Here is a 16,076-nt window from a genome sequence, read left to right on the forward strand (position 1 = left end):
ATGCGCCCCGGTGTCGTCGCCGCTCTCGCCTCCGCCTCCCTCTTCCTGCTCGGTGCCGCACCGGACCCCGCCGAGGACGCCCCGCTGCCCGAGCGGATGGCGGACACCGGCGGCGGCACCCAGCTGATCACCGCGGAGGCCGCCACGACCGGAGCGACCTCGGGCACGGTCAGCTGGTGGGACCGCTCCGGCGGGCGCTGGATCAAGGCGGGTTCGGCACCCGCGCGCTTCGGGGCGAAGGGGCTCGTCGAGGGCGGCTCACGTCGGCAGGGCACGAGCACGACACCGACGGGCCTGTACGACCTGCCGTTCGCGTTCGGCATCAAGGCCGCGCCCTCGGGTGCGAGGGAGCCCTACCGGCGGGTGCGTGAGCACACCTGGTGGTGCCAGGACAACGACTCGCTCTCGTACAACCGCTGGACGGAACCCCTCCCGGCCGACTGCCGCGCCTCCGAGTCGGAACACCTGATCGCGTACGACCCGCAGTACGACTACGCCCTCGTCATCGGGTTCAACTACCACCTGCCGGTGCGCGGCCGTGGCGCCGGCATCTTCCTGCACGTCAACGGCAGGGGGGCGACGGAGGGTTGTGTGTCGGTGCCGGAGGACGCGATGGAGCGGATCCTGACGTGGGCGGAACCCGGGCGCCGGCCGCACATCGCGATCGGGACGGTGAGCGGGGCGACCGCGATCACTCGTTACTAGAGCGGCCCGGGCCGGCGACGGGCAGGCGCACCGTGAACGTCGTCGCCCCCGGACGGCTCTCCAGGCTCACGCTCCCGCCGTGCGCCTCCGTCACCGCCGCCACGATGGACAGGCCCAGGCCCGCTCCGCCGCCCCGGTGTTCCGGGCGGCGGCGGTGCTCGGCCCGGGTGAAGCGTTCGAACACCCCCGACTGGATCTCGGCGGGTACTCCCGGTCCGTCGTCGTGGACCGTGAGGACGGCTGCCGTGCCGTCCGTCTCCAGGGATACGGTCACCTTGGTGCCCACAGGTGTGTGCAAACGCGCGTTGGCCAACAGGTTCGCCAGCACCTGATGGAGACGGTAGGCGTCCCCCGTCACCGTCACCGGCTCCTCCGGCAGCTCCATCGTCCAGCCGTGGCCGGGACCCGCGGCCCGCGCGTCCGTGACCGCGTCGAGGACCAGACGGGTGAGGTCGACCGGACGCCGCTCCAAGGGGCGGCCCGCGTCCAGGCGGGCCAGCAGCAGCAGATCGTCGACCATCTCGCCCATGCGCCCCGACTCCGCGGCGATCCGCTCCAGGGCACGGGTCACCTCCGGCGGCACCGGACCCGGATGCAGCAGCGCCAGCTCGGCGTGCCCCCGGACCGAGGCGACCGGCGTGCGCAGCTCGTGGCTGGCGTCGGCGGCGAAGCTGCGCAGCCGCTCCTCGCTGGCGTGCCGCTTGGTGAGCGCGTCCTCGACATGGCCGAGCATGCGGTTGAAGGCGCCGGCGACCCGGCCCACCTCGCTGCGCGGGTCGCTCTCGGGGGCGCGCGGGGGCAACGCCACCTCGCCGCTGGCGAGCGGGAGTTCGCTGACCCGGGTGGCGGTCGCGGCGACCCGGCTGAGCGGACGCAGGGACCACCGCACCCAGAGGGCGCCCGCGACACCGGTGACCGCGAGGGCAGCGCCGAAGACGACCGCAGCGACCAGTTCCAGGCGGTGCACCGCGGCATCCACCGGCTCGAGCGGCAGTCCGGTGATCAGTACGTCACCGTCCATGCCGCTGCTCGCCACGAGGCGGTACTCACCGAGCGAGGACAGGCAGACGCTGTGGCCCCTGCCGTCCACGGGCACCGCGGCGAGCGTGCGCTCGTCCCCCGCGTTCAGCGGGGCGCTGAGATCGGTGCTGTCGCTGCCGGGGTGCACCAGCCCCACATTGGTGACCCTGCGCCCGACCAGCCGGGCGCCGAAGGTCCCGGAGGACTGTTTGCGGGTGTCGGCGTGCTCGTCGCCGTCGTGGTCCGACGGTTTGACGCCGTGCTCCAGGCTCGCCGCGAACCGCGGGCCGACGTCCCGCAGCTGCTGGTCCAGCCGGCCGGTGAGGAAACCGTTCAGCTCGATCACGGCGGCCACCCCGACGGCGGCGCAGCTGAGCGCCAGCAGCAGGACGAGCCCGGCGGTGAGCCGGGCCCGCAGGGTCCGCGGCCGGGGCAGGCGCCGTACCGCTTCGCGCGGCCGGGCCCTCACCGGGCCACCGGCTTCAGCACGTACCCGGCCCCGCGCACCGTGTGGATCATGGGCTCGCGGCCCGCGTCCACCTTCTTGCGCAGGTAGGAGATGTACAGCTCGACGACATGGGCCTGGCCGCCGAAGTCGTAGGACCAGACCCGGTCGAGGATCTGGGCCTTGCTGAGGACGCGTCGCGGGTTGCGCATCAGGAAGCGCAGCAGCTCGAACTCGGTCGGTGACAGCTCGATCAGCTCGCCGGACCGGGTGACCTCGCGGGCCTCCTCGTCCATGACCAGGTCGCCGACGGTCAGCCGGGGCCCGTCCTCCAGCTGACGGGCCATGCCGGCCCGGCGCAGCAGGCCGCGCAACCGCGCGACGACCTCCTCCAGGCTGAACGGCTTGGTCACGTAGTCGTCGCCGCCCGCCGTGATGCCGGCGATGCGGTCCTCGACGGCGTCGCGGGCGGTGAGGAAGAGCACACACACGTCCGGTTTCACGTGGTGCAGCTCACGCAGCACGGCGAAGCCGTCGGTGTCGGGGAGCATCACGTCCAGGACGACGGCGTCGGGCATCAGGTCACGGGCCTCGGCGACGGCGGCGGCGCCGTCACCGGCGGTGCGCACCTCCCAGCCCTCGTAGCGCAGGGCCCCGGACAGCACCTCGGCGAGATCGGGGTCGTCGTCGACGACGAGGACGCGCAAGGGCGTGCCGTCGGGGCGGGCGAGGGCGGGGCGGCCGGAGCGGGGTGTGTTCATCGCACTTACAAGGATCCACTCTGCCGGCAGCGGCCGAGGACGCGGGCCGCTCTGAGTTCCCTATGAGCGTCCCGGGCGCGCCCGCCGAGATTCCCTGACCAGGGCGCTTCCCCGCCGCCGTCTTCAGCGCAGGCTCAGGCTCCTCAGAGCCGCCTCAGAAGTTCCGCCTGCACAGTTGCGGCGTCGAAACGCCCGAAAGGAACAGATCATGACCACGGTCTACCAGCAGCAGGCGCCACCTTTGTCGCCGGTCGTCCGGCGCTCTCCGGCGGCCCCCCTGCTGGCCCTGCTGTGGGCCGGGGCCGCCGCCGTGGTCGCCCTGTGGTGGCAGAACACCGGCTCGGTGGTGGGCACGGCGGGCTGGCTGACCGGGGCCGGGCGGATCGCGGGGCTGCTGTGCGGGTACTCCTGCGCGGTGCTCGTGGGCCTGATGGCCCGGGTACCGCTTCTTGAGCGGCGGATCGGCTCGGACCGGGTGGCGCGCTGGCACGCGATGGCCGGGCGGTACACGGTCTGTCTGCTCGTCGCGCACATCGTGCTGATCCTGACCGGGTACGCCGCTCAGGACCGGGCCTCGCTCGTGCACGAAACGGTCACGGTGGTCCTGGACTACCCGGAGATGCTGAAGGCCACCATCGGCACGATCATCCTGTTCGCCGTCGGGATCACCTCGGCGCGGGCCGTGCGCCGCAAGGTCAGCCATGAGTTCTGGTACTACGTGCACCTGCTGACGTATGCGGCGGTGTTCCTCGCCTTCGGTCATCAGCCGGCTCTGGGCGCCGAGTTCACCGGGAACTCGTTCGCGCAGGCCGCCTGGTACGCGCTGTACCTGGGCGTCGCGGCCCTGGTGCTGTGGTTCCGCCTCCTCACGCCGGTGCGGCTGAACCTGCGGCACCGGCTGCGGGTGGAGTCGGTGCACCAGGAGGCGCCGGGCGTGTGGTCCGTCGTCATGCGCGGCCGGCACCTGGACGAACTGGGCGCCGAGCCGGGCCAGTTCTTCCGCTGGCGGTTCCTCACGGACGGGCTGCGCTGGACGTCCACGCCGTACTCGCTGTCGGCGCCGCCCCGCCGCACCCAGTTGCGCATCACCGTCAAGGCGCTCGGGGACCACAGCGCCTCGGTGGCCCTCCTGCGGCCGGGCACCCGGGTGTGGGCGGAGGGCCCGTACGGGTCGCTGACCGCCGACCGGCAGACCACCGGCAGGTCCCTGCTGATCGCGGGCGGCGTCGGCGTCACCCCGCTGCGCGCCCTGTTCGAGACGCTGCCGGGCGAGGTGACGCTGCTGTACCGGGCGCGCTCGGCGCAGGACCTGGCGCTGGGCGGCGAGCTGGAGTCCATAGCCCGGTGGCGCGGCGCGAAGGTGCTGTACGCCCTCAACGGCGAGGACGGCTCGCGGCCCCGCCTCACCCCCGGCGCGCTGCACGGCGCGGTGCCCGAACTCGCCGATCACGACGTCTATCTGTGCGGCCCGCCCGGGTTCGCGGAGGAGATGTACGGGGCGCTGCGGGCGGCCGGGGTCCCCGACCGCCGTATCCACCACGAGTCGTTCGAGCTGTGAGGCCGTCATGCACGCGTTGAAGAGGAACAGCCCGCTGCGCCGGATCGTGCTGGCGAGCGCCGCGACCGTCTCGGGGATGGTGCTGCTGCTGTCGATGAAGCCGCACTCGTCGCCCGGCATCGCCGTGGCCGCGCCCGCGCCGTCGAGCAGTGCGGCCGGGTCGAACGGGTCGAGCGGGTCCGGTGGGTCCGGCGGCTCGACCGGCTCGACCGGCTCCAGTGGATCCACCGGTTCCAGCGACTCGGGCAGCACGAGCGGATCCGCCGGGTCCACCGGCACCAAGACCGTCACGGGAGAAGAGGCCCAGACCCGCTACGGCCCCGTCCAGGTGCGGATCACGGTGAAGAACGGCAAGCTCACCGACGTCACCGCCGTGGAATACCCCCAGGACAACCCGAGGGACCAGGAGATCAACAGCTACGCCGTCCCCCAGCTGAACCGGGAGGCGTTGACGGCGCAGAGCGCGAACATCGACGTGGTCTCCGGTGCGACTTACACGAGCCAGGGTTACCAGCAGTCACTCCAGTCGGCGCTGGACTCCGTGAAGGGTTGAACGCACGGCGGCTCCGCCACGTACCTCTGGGCCAAGGGGGCCACTGGCCTCACCCGTCCCATGGAGGAACACGGAGGAGACCGTGTCCACGATCGCCGGTGGCCGCGCCGCGCGGCGCCAGACGATGCGCGCCATCCGCCCACGCCGCTCCCCCGCCGTCCCGCTGCTGCTCGCCGTCTGGGCGGGCGCGGCGGGCGTCATCTGGCTGTGGTGGACGAACACGCCGTCCATCGCCGACAACAACAGCAGAATCCTCAACGCGGGGCGGATCACCGGCCTGCTCGCCGGCTATCTGATGGCCCTCGTGGTGCTGCAGATGGCCCGGGTGCCCGCGCTGGAGCGCCGGGTCGGCTCCGACCGGGTCGCCCGCTGGCACGCCATGACCGGCCGGTACACCGTCTGCCTGGTCCTCGCCCACCTGTTCCTGACCATGTGGGGCTACGCGCTGCAGAGCGGCAGGGGGCTCGGTGGGATCGTCCAGCAGACCATCGACTCGATCGACCAGCTGCCGGACGTGGGCAAGGCCGCCATCGGCACGGGCCTGCTGGTCCTCATCGGCCTGCTCTCGATCGGACCGGTCCGGCGCAGGATCTCCTACGACCTCTGGTACCACGTCCATCTGCTCACCTACGCGGCCACGTACCTGTCGTTCTGGCACCAGCTCTCGACGGGCAACGAGTTCGCCGTGCAGCCGGAGGCGAAGACCGCCTGGTACGCGCTGTACGGGTCGGTGACCGCGCTGGTGATCTGGTACCGGATCCTCACGCCGATCCGGCTCAACCTGCGGCACCGGCTGCGGGTGGAGGCGGTCATCGAGGAGACGCCCGGGGTGGTGTCGGTGCTGATGACCGGGCGGAAGCTGCACCGGATGGGCGCGGAGGCCGGGCAGTTCTTCCGCTGGCGGTTCCTCGCGCCCGGGATGCGGTTCAGCTCGCACCCGTACTCGCTGTCGGCGGCGCCCCGCCCGAACATGCTCCGGATCACGGTGAAGGCGATCGGTGACCACAGCTCCGCGCTGCGGGACCTCGAGCCCGGGACGCGGGTGTGGGCGGAGGGCCCGTACGGGGCCCTGACCGCCGACCGGCGCAGCAGGGGCAAGGTGCTGCTGGTGGCCGGCGGTGTCGGCATCACGCCGATGCGGGCCCTGTTCGAGACCCTGCCGGGCGCTCCCGGAGACATCACGCTCCTCTACCGCGCCAACACCACCCAGGATCTGGCCCTGTGGGACGAGCTGGCGCAGATCGCGGAGGAGCGCGGCGCCCGGCTGATGTACGCGGTCAACAGCCCGGACGGGGAGCGCCCCGACATCTCGGCGGAGACCCTGAGCCGGAAGCTGCCGGACATCGACCGCCACGACGTCTTCATGTGCGGGCCGCCCGGCTTCGCGCAGCAGGTGTACGAAGCACTGCGCGGCGCGGGGGTCCCCGCCCGCCGCATCCATCACGAGTCGTTCGAGATGTGAGCGACGGGAAACCAGGAGCCTGGAAGAAGATGAGGAAGAGCCACCCCGTGCGGCGTGTCGTGCTCGCCACCGCCGCCACCGTGTCCGGGATCGTGCTGCTGCTGTCCCTGAAGCCGGCCTCGGGTCCCGCCTCGGCCCAGGCGGGAGGCGGTGCCGCACCGCAGCAGACCGCCGCCGCCCAGGAGTCGCCGCAGGGCGGCAGCGGACAGCAGACCGGCACCCGGACCGTCACCGGTGAGGTGGCCAAGACGCAGTACGGCCCGGTGCAGGTGCGCCTGACCGTGAGCGGCGGGAAGATCACCAAGGCCGAGGCGGTGCAGGCGCCCAAGGGCGGGCTCAGCGACCAGAAGACCGCCATGGCCGTGCCCAGACTCAACCAGGAGGCGGTGAGCGCACAGAGTGCGAACATCGACGCGGTCTCCGGCGCGACCTATACCAGCACCGGATACAAGCAGTCCCTGCAGTCGGCCCTGGACAAGGCGAAGGCCACCTCCGGCGGCGCGGCCTCGTCCGGGTCCGCGGGCGGTTCCGGGGCGGCGGGGTCGACAGGGGCGGCGGCCCAGGCGCGTACGGTCACCGGTAACGTGGCGCAGACGCAGTACGGCCCCGTCCAGGTCCGCGTGACCGTGAGCGGCGGGAAGATCACCAAAGCCGAGGCGGTGCAGGCGCCCAAGGGCGGGCTCAGCGACCAGAAGACCGCCATGGCCGTGCCCAAACTCAACCAGGAGGCGGTGAGCGCACAGAATGCGAACATCGACGCGGTCTCCGGCGCGACCTATACCAGCACCGGATACAAGCAGTCCCTGCAGTCGGCCCTGGACAAGGCCGGTGGCTGAGTGGCGGACCAGGTGACCGACCCCGAGGCTCCGCCCGTGCTGCGCCACGCGGAGGAGGTGATGGGCACCGTCTTCTCCTTCGACGTACGCGGCGGCGAACCCGAGGCCGTACAGACAGCGCTGGAGGAGGCGATCGCCCATCTCCACCGGGTGGACGAGGTGTTCAGCCCCTACCGCGAGGACAGCCAGATATCGCGGCTCGCCCGCGGTGAGGTGAGTTCGGAGGACTGTGACCCGGAGGTCGCCGAGGTGCTGGCCCTGGGGGCGGAGGCGGAACAGATCAGCGAGGGCTGGTTCAGCACCCGGTTCGGTGGCCGGATCGATCCGACCGGGATCGTGAAGGGCTGGGCGGTGGAACGCGCGGCCCGGCGTCTGGCGGCGGCCGGGGCGAGCGGGGTGAGCGTCAACGGCGGCGGGGACGTGCAGATGTACGGCATGCCGGAACCGCACCGGCCCTGGCGGGTCGGTGTGTCGGACCCGCTGCGGCCCGGCGGGCTGGCGGCGGTGGTGTCCGCGGCCGGCGCGGAGGAGCTTGCCGTGGCCACCTCGGGGACCGCGGAGCGCGGCGCGCACATCGTGGACCCGCGCACGGGGCGCTCAGCGGTGACCGACCTGGTGGCGGTGACGGTGGTGGGCCCCAGCCTGACCTGGGTGGACGCCTGGGCCACGGCGGCGTTCGCGATGGGGTCACGGGCGGGGCTGGCGTGGCTGGAGTCACTGCCGGACGTTGAGGCGCTGCTGATCACCGCCGGTGACGAGGTGCGGTGCACGGGGGGTCTCGCCGCGCGCCTGGGGTGAGCGTCGGGCTGGGCGCCCGGCGCCGGGGCCGGCCGTGGGGGGGTTGCGCTTGCCCGCGCTTGCGGGGCCTCCCCAAGCTCTTCGAGCAGGGGCCCCCAGCCAAGCTCTTCGAGCAGGGAGGACCCCCAGCGCCCATCCCTGCCGCGCCTGGGGCCCCCAGGCCGTTGGGGCACCGGGGGAGGCACGACTGCCCGCAGTTGCGTCGGGTTCAGTGCCCGTTCTGCGCCAGCCGCAGCAAGTGGTCCGCCAGCGCCTGCCCTCCCGTCGGCTCCCGGCTGATCAGCAGCACCGTGTCGTCCCCCGCGATCGTCCCCAGGATGTCGTGCAGTTCCGCCTGGTCGATCGCCGATGCCAGGAACTGCGCGGCCCCCGGAGGGGTGCGCAGGACCACCAGGTTCGCGGAGGCCTCCGCCGAGATCAGCAGCTCCTGCGACAGCCGCCGCATCCGCTCCTCCTTGGCCGACCCCCCCAGCGGCGCACGAGGCGTGCGGAAACCGCCCTCGCTCGGCACCGCGTAGATCAGGTCGCCGTCGGTGTTGCGGATCTTCACCGCGTTCAGCTCGTCCAGGTCCCGGGAGAGCGTCGCCTGCGTGACGCTCAGCCCGTCGTCGGCGAGGAGTTTCGCCAACTGGCTCTGGGAGCGCACCGGTTGCCGGTTGAGGATGTCCACGATCCGGCGGTGGCGTGCGGTGCGGGTCTGCGGCACGGCGGGCCCCGTGTGCTCGTGGTCCTGCGCCTGACTCATCGTCGTCTCATTCTCCGGATCGTCCGTCCCCATTCGCTGGGTGCACTGCCTCGAGGACACCGGGAAGCGCCTGGAGCAACGCCTGCACCTCGTCGTCGCCGAGGTTCAGCGGCGGCATCAGCCGTACGACGTTCGGGGCGGGCGCGTTCACCAGGAGGCCGGCGTCCTGAGCCGCCTGCTGCACCTGCGGCGCGAGCGGCTCGGTGAGCACGATACCCAGCAGAAGGCCCGCGCCCCGGACATGTTCGATCAACGGGTGGCCCAGCGACTCGATTCCGTCCCGCAGCTTCTCGCTCTGCCGCTTGACGTTCTCCAGCAGGCCCTCGGCCGCGATGGTGTCGAGCACGGCGAGGCCGGCGGCGCACGCGACGGGGTTGCCGCCGAAGGTCGTGCCGTGCTGGCCCGGCTGGAGCAGCTCGGCGGCGCGGCCGAAGGCGACGGTGGCGCCGAGCGGCAGCCCGCCGCCGAGTCCCTTGGCGAGGGTGACGACGTCCGGCAGGACGCCCTCGTGGGCCTGGTACTCGAACCAGTGCCCGGTACGGCCGACGCCGGTCTGCACCTCGTCGAGCACGAGCAGCGCCCCGGTGGCGGCGGTGATCGCGCGGGCCGCCTTCAGGTATCCGGCGGGCGGGACCACGACCCCGTTCTCGCCCTGGATGGGCTCGATGATGACGAGTGCCGTCTCCTCGGTGACCGCGGCGGCCAGGGCCTGCGCGTCGCCGTAGGGGACGTGGGTGACGTCGCCGGGCAGCGGCAGGAACGGCTCCTGCTTGCCGGGCTGGCCGGTCAGCGCGAGGGAGCCCATGGTGCGGCCGTGGAAGCCGCCCTGGGTGGCGACCATGTGCCGGCGGCCCGTCAGCCGGCCGATCTTGAAGGCGCCCTCGTTGGCCTCGGCACCCGAGTTGCAGAAGAAGACCTTGCCGTCGCGGCCGAAGAGCTGCAGGAGCCGTTCGGCGAGGGCGACGGGCGGCTCGGCGATGAACAGGTTGGAGACGTGGCCGAGGGAGGCGATCTGCTTGCTCACGGCCTCGACGACCGCGGGGTGGGCGTGACCGAGGGCGTTGACCGCGATACCGCCGACGAAGTCGAGGTACCGCTTGCCGTCGGCGTCCCACAGCTCGGTGCCCTCACCGCGGACGAGGGGCAGCCGCGGGGTGCCGTAGTTGTTCATGAGCGCGCCCTGCCACCGCGCGGTCAGTTCCTCGTTGCTCACGACTCCCCCTGTTCGTCCGGCTTCTTGTCGGGCACGACCATCGTGCCGATGCCTTCGTCGGTGAAGATCTCCAGCAGGATCGAGTGCTGGACCCGGCCGTCGATGACGCGCGCGGTGCGGACGCCGCCCCGCACGGCGTGCAGACAGCCCTCCATCTTCGGCACCATGCCGGAGGACAACTCCGGCAGCAGCTTCTCCAGTTGGGAGGCGGTCAGGCGGCTGATCACCTCGTCGGAGTTCGGCCAGTCCTCGTAGAGGCCCTCGACGTCGGTGAGGACCATGAGGGTTTCGGCGCCCAGTGCCGCAGCGAGTGCCGCAGCCGCCGTATCAGCATTGACGTTGTAGACATGTCCGTCGTCCTGACTGCGGGCGATGGAGGAGACGACCGGGATGCGGCCGTCGGCGAGCAGGGCCTCGATCGCGCCCGTGTCGATCGCGGTGATCTCGCCCACCCGCCCGATGTCGACCAGCTCGCCGTCGATCTCGGGCTGGTGCTTGGTGGCGGTGATGGTGTGCGCGTCCTCGCCGGTGAGGCCGACGGCGAGCGGGCCGTGCTGGTTGAGCAGCCCGACCAGTTCGCGCTGCACCTGACCGGCGAGCACCATCCGTACGACGTCCATGGCGTCCTCGGTGGTGACCCTGAGGCCCGCCTTGAACTCGCTGACGATGCCGTGCCGGTCGAGGGCGGCGCTGATCTGGGGGCCGCCGCCGTGCACGACGACCGGCTTGAGTCCGGCGTGGTGCAGGAACACCACGTCCTGCGCGAACGCGGCCTTCAGCTCGTCGTCGATCATGGCGTTGCCGCCGAACTTGATGACGACGGTCTTGCCGTTGTGCCGGACCAGCCAGGGCAGCGCCTCGATGAGGATCTCGGCCTTGGGCAGCGCGGTGTGTCTGCGCGTCGTGCCGGACTTGGGAGAAGTGTCGCTCATGAGGAGTACGCGCTGTTCTCGTGGACGTAGTCGGCGGTGAGGTCGTTGGTCCAGATGGTGGCGGTCTCGGCGCCGGCGGCGAGGTCCGCCACGATGTGGACCTCGCGGTAGCGCATGTCGACCAGTTCGCGGTCCTCGCCGACCGAGCCGTTCTTGCACACCCACACGCCGTTGATGGCGACGTTGAGCTGGTCGGGCTCGAACGCGGCCCTGGTGGTGCCGATGGCGGACAGGACGCGGCCCCAGTTGGGGTCCTCGCCGTGGATGGCGCACTTGAGGAGGTTGTTGCGGGCGATGGAGCGCCCGACCTCGACGGCGTCCTCCTCGGTCGCGGCGTTGATCACCTCGACCTTGATGTCCTTGCTGGCCCCCTCGGCGTCGCCGATGAGCTGCCGGCCGAGGTCGGCGCACACCTCGCGCACGGCCTCGGCGAACTCGTCGTACCCGGGGGCGGTCCCGGACGCTCCCGAGGCGAGCAGCAGCACGGTGTCGTTGGTGGACATGCAGCCGTCGGAGTCGACGCGGTCGAAGGTGACCTTGGTGGCGGCGCGCAGGGCCTTGTCCAGGGTCTCGCTGTCGAGGTCGGCGTCGGTGGTGAGGACGACCAGCATGGTGGCGAGGCCCGGGGCGAGCATGCCGGCGCCCTTGGCCATGCCGCCGACGGTCCAGCCGTCCTTCGTCACGACGGACGTCTTGTGGACGGTGTCGGTGGTCTTGATGGCGATGGCGGCCTTCTCGCCGCCGTGCTCGGAGAGCTGAGCGGCGGCGGTCTCCACGCCCGGGAGCAGCTTGTCCATGGGCAGCAGCACACCGATGAGGCCGGTGGAGCAGACGGCGACCTCGATGGCGCCGCGGCCGAGCACCTCGGCCACCTTCTCGGCGGTGGCGTGGGTGTCCTGGAAGCCCTTGGGGCCGGTGCAGGCGTTGGCGCCGCCGGAGTTGAGGACGACCGCCGAGACCTGGCCGCTCTTGAGGACCTGCTCGGACCACAGCACGGGCGCGGCCTTCACACGGTTGGAGGTGAAGACGCCCGCGGCGGCGCGGCGCGGCCCGGTGTTGACCACGAGGGCCAGGTCCGGGTTGCCGTTCTCCTTGATTCCGGCGGCGATGCCCGCAGCCTGGAATCCCTTGGCTGCCGTGACGCTCACGGTGCGACTCCGATCGTCGAAAGCCCGGTGGTCTCGTCGAGGCCGAGCGCGATGTTCATGCTCTGCACGGCACCGCCCGCGGTGCCCTTGGTCAGATTGTCGATGGCGCTGATCGCGATGATGCGGTGCGCGGCGGCGTCGTACGCGACCTGCACCTGAACGGCGTTGGAACCGTAGACGGACGCGGTGGCCGGCCACCGCCCCTCGGGGAGCAGGTGCACGAAGGGCTCGTCGGCGAAGGCCTTCTCATAGGCGGCGCGCACCGACTCGCCGGTGACGCCGGGCCGGGCCTTGGCGCTGCAGGTGGCGAGGATGCCTCGGGGCATCGGCGCGAGGGTGGGCGTGAAGGAGACGGTGACCGGCTCCCCGGCGGCCGCGCTGAGGTTCTGGATCATCTCGGGGGTGTGCCGGTGGACGCCGCCGACGCCGTACGGGGACATGGACCCCATGACCTCGCTGCCCAGCAGGTGCGGCTTGGGCGCCTTGCCCGCGCCGGAGGTGCCGGAGGCGGCGACGATCACAGCCTCGTTCTCGGCCAGCCCGGCGGCGTACGCGGGGAAGAGCGCCAGGGAGGCGGCCGTCGGGTAGCAACCGGGTACCGCGATGCGCTTGGACCCCTCCAGCGCAGCGCGGCCACCCGGCAGTTCGGGGAGGCCGTAGGGCCAGGTACCGGCGTGCGGGGAGCCGTAGAAGCTCTCCCAGTCGGCCGGGTCCTTCAGCCGGAAGTCGGCACCCATGTCGATGACGAGGACGTCGGGCCCGAGCCTCTCGGCGACGGCGGCGGACTGTCCGTGGGGCAGGGCGAGGAAGACGACATCGTGCCCGGCGAGGGCCTCGGGGGTGGTCTCGGCGAGCACCCGGTCGGCCAGGGGCAGCAGATGCGGCTGCAGCGCACCGAGCCGCTGGCCGGCGTTGGAGTTGCCGGTGAGGGCGCCGATCTCCACCTCGGGGTGCGCGAGGAGCAGACGCAGAGCCTCTCCACCCGCGTATCCGCTCGCTCCGGCGACTGCGGCACGTACCGTCATGGAACCTCCTCCTGGATGGCATGACTATACGTATCGCCGCAGGTTTATGCAATCCCGGAGATCAGGTTCCATGACGAGCCGTGTGACCGGTTGCGTCGACGATCACACGGCCACCCACCGCTTGCGGGCATCGCTTGACCTGGAGCGTGCTCCAGGTTCTACGGTCTTGTCATGACCAGCGGACAACCCCTGCCGCCGGATCGGCAACCGACCCTGACCATCGCCCAGGTCGCCGAGCGCACCGGCCTCTCGCACGACACCCTGCGCTACTACGAGAGGGCGGGCCTGATCGAGCGGGTCGGCCGGACCACAGGCAACCAGCGGCGCTACGACGCGGCCGACCTGGCCTGGCTGGAGTTCCTGCTGCGACTGCGCGAGACGGGCATGTCGATCGCCGACATGCAGCGCTTCGCGCAGCTGCGGACGCAGGGGGACGACACGGTCGCGGACCGGCTCGCGATGCTGCGGAAGCACCGCGCGGAGCTGGCGGAACGGATTCGCGCACTGCGCCGCAACGCGGCCGCGCTGGACGACAAGATCGACCACTACGAACGGCTGCTGGGCGACATGCCCCCGCAGCCGGGAACGGATGAGCGGACATGAGCGAGAGCACCACCCGTGACGAGCGTTTCGCCCACGGCCTCGAGGTCCTGAGGAAGGTCGACGGCGAGGCCGGGCAGCGGGTCGTCGACTCGCTCGCCGACATCAGTCCCGAGCTCGGCCACCAGATCGTCTCCTGGGCCTTCGGCGAGATCTACGACCGGCCCGGGCTCGCCCCACGCGACCGCCAGCTGGTGACGCTGGGCATGCTCACCGCGCTCGGCGGCTGCGAGGCCCAGCTCGATGTGCACGTGAACGCGGCACTGAACGTGGGCCTCACACCCGAGCAGATCGTCGAGGCCCTGTTGCACTCGGCGGTGTACTGCGGCATACCGAAGGCGCTGAACGCGACCTTCGCCGCGAAGAAGGTCTTCGCCGAGCGCGGGCTGCTGCCGCTGGGGCAGCAGCCCGCGCCGGCAGCGGCTACGTCTGCTTGATCCTGAGGAAGGTGATCGAGTCGGCCGGGAAGGCGTACGTGAACCTGTCGGCGACCCAGTAGTAGTTCCCGGTGTCCTTGACGCCGAAGGCGACGAGGAAGCCCTCCTTGCCGGACTTCTTGGTGGCCTTCACCTGCAGGTCGTAGTGCACTTCGAACGGCAAGATGGAGAGGCGGCATGATCGCGTCAATGGGCGTGCGAGGACAGGAGGGCGGAGAGTCATGGCGGTGGACACCTTCTGGCCGGTCGAGGACGTACTGGCCCACCTGGCCGGGCGATGGCACGTGGAGCGCGCCGTGCGGGATCTCGCGAGCGGCGAGGAAGGCCGGTTCAGCGGGACGACGGTGTTCTCACCGAGGGAGGGCGGCGGGCTGCTGCACCACGAGTCCGGCACGTTCCTCTGGCAGGGTGCGTCCCGGCCCGCCGAGCGGACGCTGCTGTTCCTGCCCGGGGCCTCGCCGGGCACCTCGGACGTCGCGTTCGCGGACGGCCGCCCGTTCCACCACCTCGACCTCACGACCGGCCACCACGTCGCCGAGCATCCGTGCGCGGCGGACCGCTACCGAGGCGAGTTCACCGTGTACGACGAGGATCACTGGCGCACGGTGTGGCGGGTCGGCGGGCCCGCGAAGGACCTGCTCCTGACCACCGACTACACACGCGAGCGCCGGCCGCCGGAACGTCAGGCGCGCTGATGTGACAGGGCCTCGAGGCGCAGGTTCCAGCGGCCTCCGTGCCCGGCCAGCGTCACCGTCGACAGGGGGCGGACGTCGATGTTCCAGTACGACGACGGCTGCGCCCTCAGCGCGTACACCAGGGCCGCCCGCACCACCGAGGGCTCGGCCACGGCGACGATACGGCTGCCGTCCTCCACGGGGCGCGTGTCCAGCCAGCCGCCCACGCGGGAGATGAACGCCAGCAGCGACTCACCGCCGTGCGGCGCGGAGCGCGGGTCCGCGAGCCAGGCGTCCACCGCCGAGGGCTCCCGGGCCATCGCCTCGCCCAGCGTGAACCCACGCCAGCGGCCCATGTCGCAGTCCCGCAGCGCCGGCTGCACCAGCGGCGCGTACCCGAGCGCGTCCCCGGTCGCCCGGCTGCGTGGCGTGGGCGAGCAGTAGCGCAGCTCGGCCGCCGCCAGCGGCACCAGGTCGGGGGCGACACGTTGCACCTCGTCCCAGCCGGCCTGGTCCAGCGGCCGGTCGTCCTCGAAGCGCTCCGCGAGCAGCGAGGAACTGCGCGCGGCGGCGACGAACGTGACCCGAAGATGCATGCGGCGATCGTCGAGCGCGCAAGTGCGCAGGTCAAGAGGGATTACTCAGGAGTTACCAACGGTATCGCCGACGTCACACACGGACCTTGTTCGACGTGTCGAACCGATGCACCATCCACTGGTCCGGCCGGTCGAGCGGTTCGAACCCGAGCCTGGCGTAGACCCCGTGCGCGTCGCTCGTCGCCAGCAGGAAGCGGCGCAGCCCGAGCGGAGCGAGGTGGTCGCGGACGGCACCGACCATGGCGGTGCCGATGCCCTTGCCGCGTACCGAACGGTCGACGTAGACATCGCAGAGCCAGGCGAAGGACGCCTCGTCGGTCACCACGCGCGCGTACGCCACCTGCTCGCCCGAAGCGGTGTCGTAGACCCCGAAGTTGAGGGAGTTCGCGACGGCGCGCTCGTGTTTGTCCCGGGGCCGGTCGATCGCCCAGTACGCGTCGGTGGCGAGCCAGCGGTGGGTGCGGTCGATGTCGATCCGGGCGGAGTCGGCGGAGAATTCGTAGCCGTCCGGGAGGCGGGGCGCGTCGGTGGTGGCTGTCATGACGGGAGACTCGCAGGTCGGGGCGGT

19 protein-coding genes are annotated in these 16,076 nt (G+C 71.8%); 9 read left to right on the plus strand and 10 right to left on the minus strand.

Annotation, left to right across the window (positions count from 1 at the left end; translation table 11 throughout):
* A complete protein-coding gene (locus SY2F82_RS24165) occupies window positions 1–705 on the plus strand; it encodes a L,D-transpeptidase (protein WP_200421272.1) in 705 nt (234 codons plus the stop codon).
* Here SY2F82_RS24165 and SY2F82_RS24170 read toward each other — a convergent pair.
* Together SY2F82_RS24170 and SY2F82_RS24175 are read right to left on the minus strand one after the other, a co-directional pair.
* On the minus strand, window positions 692–2,194 hold the full coding sequence (locus SY2F82_RS24170) for a cell wall metabolism sensor histidine kinase WalK (RefSeq protein WP_200421273.1): 1,503 nt from the start codon (window positions 2,192–2,194) through the stop codon (window positions 692–694). The two genes, SY2F82_RS24165 and SY2F82_RS24170, sit on opposite strands and share 14 nt — an antisense overlap.
* Window positions 2,191–2,931 (minus strand): response regulator transcription factor, encoded by a 741-nt coding sequence (locus SY2F82_RS24175; protein WP_200421274.1) that lies wholly within the window; start codon window positions 2,929–2,931, stop codon window positions 2,191–2,193. The genes SY2F82_RS24170 and SY2F82_RS24175 overlap by 4 nt, the downstream gene beginning before the upstream one ends.
* A gap of 208 nt (window positions 2,932–3,139) precedes the next feature.
* Here SY2F82_RS24175 and SY2F82_RS24180 point away from each other — a divergent pair, with 208 nt between their 5' ends.
* The 5 genes from SY2F82_RS24180 to SY2F82_RS24200 all read left to right on the plus strand — a co-directional run bounded on the left by SY2F82_RS24180 (window position 3,140) and on the right by SY2F82_RS24200 (window position 8,138).
* The gene (locus tag SY2F82_RS24180; RefSeq protein ID WP_200421275.1) at window positions 3,140–4,489 is read left to right on the plus strand and encodes a ferric reductase-like transmembrane domain-containing protein; all 1,350 of its coding nucleotides are present in this window, start codon (window positions 3,140–3,142) and stop codon (window positions 4,487–4,489) included.
* A 7-nt stretch (window positions 4,490–4,496) separates the two neighbouring features.
* The gene (locus SY2F82_RS24185; RefSeq protein ID WP_200421276.1) at window positions 4,497–5,042 is read left to right on the plus strand and encodes an FMN-binding protein; all 546 of its coding nucleotides are present in this window, start codon (window positions 4,497–4,499) and stop codon (window positions 5,040–5,042) included.
* A gap of 124 nt (window positions 5,043–5,166) precedes the next feature.
* A complete protein-coding gene (locus tag SY2F82_RS24190) occupies window positions 5,167–6,504 on the plus strand; it encodes a ferric reductase-like transmembrane domain-containing protein (protein ID WP_200421492.1) in 1,338 nt (445 codons plus the stop codon).
* 29 nt (window positions 6,505–6,533) lie between these two features.
* Window positions 6,534–7,340 carry an FMN-binding protein gene (locus tag SY2F82_RS24195; RefSeq protein ID WP_200421277.1) on the plus strand — a complete coding sequence of 269 codons (807 nt, stop codon included), beginning with the start codon at window positions 6,534–6,536 and terminating at the stop codon, window positions 7,338–7,340.
* Window positions 7,341–7,400: 60 nt separating this feature from the next.
* Window positions 7,401–8,138: an FAD:protein FMN transferase gene (locus tag SY2F82_RS24200; protein WP_200421493.1), complete on the plus strand. Its 738-nt coding sequence runs from the start codon at window positions 7,401–7,403 to the stop codon at window positions 8,136–8,138.
* Between the two features lie 208 nt (window positions 8,139–8,346).
* Here the strand turns inward: SY2F82_RS24200 and SY2F82_RS24205 are convergent, their stop codons facing one another.
* From SY2F82_RS24205 to argC, 5 genes are read right to left on the minus strand one after another with little or no spacing between them, the layout of a single operon-like run.
* Window positions 8,347–8,883 carry an arginine repressor gene (locus SY2F82_RS24205; RefSeq protein WP_200421278.1) on the minus strand — a complete coding sequence of 179 codons (537 nt, stop codon included), beginning with the start codon at window positions 8,881–8,883 and terminating at the stop codon, window positions 8,347–8,349.
* A gap of 7 nt (window positions 8,884–8,890) precedes the next feature.
* Window positions 8,891–10,096, minus strand: a complete 1,206-nt coding sequence (locus tag SY2F82_RS24210) for an acetylornithine transaminase (RefSeq protein ID WP_200421279.1) — start codon at window positions 10,094–10,096, stop codon at window positions 8,891–8,893.
* Window positions 10,093–11,028, minus strand: a complete 936-nt coding sequence (gene argB / locus SY2F82_RS24215) for an acetylglutamate kinase (RefSeq protein ID WP_200421280.1) — start codon at window positions 11,026–11,028, stop codon at window positions 10,093–10,095. The genes SY2F82_RS24210 and argB overlap by 4 nt, the downstream gene beginning before the upstream one ends.
* The gene (argJ, locus tag SY2F82_RS24220; protein ID WP_200421281.1) at window positions 11,025–12,176 is read right to left on the minus strand and encodes a bifunctional glutamate N-acetyltransferase/amino-acid acetyltransferase ArgJ; all 1,152 of its coding nucleotides are present in this window, start codon (window positions 12,174–12,176) and stop codon (window positions 11,025–11,027) included. The genes argB and argJ overlap by 4 nt, the downstream gene beginning before the upstream one ends.
* Window positions 12,173–13,201, minus strand: coding sequence for an N-acetyl-gamma-glutamyl-phosphate reductase (argC, locus tag SY2F82_RS24225; protein WP_200421282.1), 1,029 nt, complete (start codon window positions 13,199–13,201; stop codon window positions 12,173–12,175). Before argC ends, argJ begins: the two co-directional genes overlap by 4 nt.
* A gap of 171 nt (window positions 13,202–13,372) precedes the next feature.
* Here argC and SY2F82_RS24230 point away from each other — a divergent pair, with 171 nt between their 5' ends.
* Together SY2F82_RS24230 and SY2F82_RS24235 are read left to right on the plus strand one after the other, a co-directional pair.
* Complete coding sequence (locus SY2F82_RS24230) at window positions 13,373–13,804, plus strand: MerR family transcriptional regulator (RefSeq protein ID WP_200421283.1); 432 nt, start codon at window positions 13,373–13,375, stop codon at window positions 13,802–13,804.
* Window positions 13,801–14,238: a carboxymuconolactone decarboxylase family protein gene (locus tag SY2F82_RS24235; RefSeq protein ID WP_200421284.1), complete on the plus strand. Its 438-nt coding sequence runs from the start codon at window positions 13,801–13,803 to the stop codon at window positions 14,236–14,238. Before SY2F82_RS24230 ends, SY2F82_RS24235 begins: the two co-directional genes overlap by 4 nt.
* Here SY2F82_RS24235 and SY2F82_RS24240 read toward each other — a convergent pair.
* Window positions 14,225–14,401 carry a hypothetical protein gene (locus SY2F82_RS24240; protein WP_200421518.1) on the minus strand — a complete coding sequence of 59 codons (177 nt, stop codon included), beginning with the start codon at window positions 14,399–14,401 and terminating at the stop codon, window positions 14,225–14,227. The genes SY2F82_RS24235 and SY2F82_RS24240 overlap by 14 nt on opposite strands.
* A 58-nt stretch (window positions 14,402–14,459) precedes the next feature.
* Between SY2F82_RS24240 and SY2F82_RS24245 the strand changes: the two genes are divergently transcribed.
* Window positions 14,460–14,933, plus strand: coding sequence for a DUF6314 family protein (locus tag SY2F82_RS24245; protein ID WP_374707201.1), 474 nt, complete (start codon window positions 14,460–14,462; stop codon window positions 14,931–14,933).
* On the opposite strand, the gene SY2F82_RS24250 is transcribed toward SY2F82_RS24245, so the two are convergent.
* Both SY2F82_RS24250 and SY2F82_RS24255 read right to left on the minus strand, forming a co-directional pair.
* Window positions 14,921–15,508, minus strand: coding sequence for a histidine phosphatase family protein (locus SY2F82_RS24250; RefSeq protein WP_200421285.1), 588 nt, complete (start codon window positions 15,506–15,508; stop codon window positions 14,921–14,923). The two genes, SY2F82_RS24245 and SY2F82_RS24250, sit on opposite strands and share 13 nt — an antisense overlap.
* Before the next feature lie 73 nt (window positions 15,509–15,581).
* Window positions 15,582–16,049, minus strand: coding sequence for a GNAT family N-acetyltransferase (locus SY2F82_RS24255; protein ID WP_200421286.1), 468 nt, complete (start codon window positions 16,047–16,049; stop codon window positions 15,582–15,584).
* Window positions 16,050–16,076 lie beyond the last annotated feature (27 nt).

It is taken from the genome of Streptomyces sp. Y2F8-2 (assembly GCF_014905555.1).
GTDB classification, from domain to species: Bacteria; Actinomycetota; Actinomycetes; order Streptomycetales; family Streptomycetaceae; genus Streptomyces; species Streptomyces cynarae.

Bases quoted from the DNA above. Each gene is read 5' to 3' on its own strand.
- SY2F82_RS24165 (WP_200421272.1), top strand. From the start codon at position 1: ATGCGCCCCGGTGTCGTCGCCGCTCTCGCCTCCGCCTCCCTCTTCCTG.
- SY2F82_RS24175 (WP_200421274.1), bottom strand. From the start codon at position 2,931: ATGAACACACCCCGCTCCGGCCGCCCCGCCCTCGCCCGCCCCGACGGC.
- SY2F82_RS24180 (WP_200421275.1), top strand. From the start codon at position 3,140: ATGACCACGGTCTACCAGCAGCAGGCGCCACCTTTGTCGCCGGTCGTC.
- SY2F82_RS24185 (WP_200421276.1), top strand. From the start codon at position 4,497: ATGCACGCGTTGAAGAGGAACAGCCCGCTGCGCCGGATCGTGCTGGCG.
- SY2F82_RS24190 (WP_200421492.1), top strand. From the start codon at position 5,167: ATGCGCGCCATCCGCCCACGCCGCTCCCCCGCCGTCCCGCTGCTGCTC.
- SY2F82_RS24195 (WP_200421277.1), top strand. From the start codon at position 6,534: ATGAGGAAGAGCCACCCCGTGCGGCGTGTCGTGCTCGCCACCGCCGCC.
- SY2F82_RS24200 (WP_200421493.1), top strand. From the start codon at position 7,401: ATGGGCACCGTCTTCTCCTTCGACGTACGCGGCGGCGAACCCGAGGCC.
- SY2F82_RS24205 (WP_200421278.1), bottom strand. From the start codon at position 8,883: ATGAGTCAGGCGCAGGACCACGAGCACACGGGGCCCGCCGTGCCGCAG.
- argB (WP_200421280.1), bottom strand. From the start codon at position 11,028: ATGAGCGACACTTCTCCCAAGTCCGGCACGACGCGCAGACACACCGCG.
- argC (WP_200421282.1), bottom strand. From the start codon at position 13,201: ATGACGGTACGTGCCGCAGTCGCCGGAGCGAGCGGATACGCGGGTGGA.
- SY2F82_RS24230 (WP_200421283.1), top strand. From the start codon at position 13,373: ATGACCAGCGGACAACCCCTGCCGCCGGATCGGCAACCGACCCTGACC.
- SY2F82_RS24235 (WP_200421284.1), top strand. From the start codon at position 13,801: ATGAGCGAGAGCACCACCCGTGACGAGCGTTTCGCCCACGGCCTCGAG.
- SY2F82_RS24245 (WP_374707201.1), top strand. From the start codon at position 14,460: ATGGCGGTGGACACCTTCTGGCCGGTCGAGGACGTACTGGCCCACCTG.
- SY2F82_RS24250 (WP_200421285.1), bottom strand. From the start codon at position 15,508: ATGCATCTTCGGGTCACGTTCGTCGCCGCCGCGCGCAGTTCCTCGCTG.
- SY2F82_RS24255 (WP_200421286.1), bottom strand. From the start codon at position 16,049: ATGACAGCCACCACCGACGCGCCCCGCCTCCCGGACGGCTACGAATTC.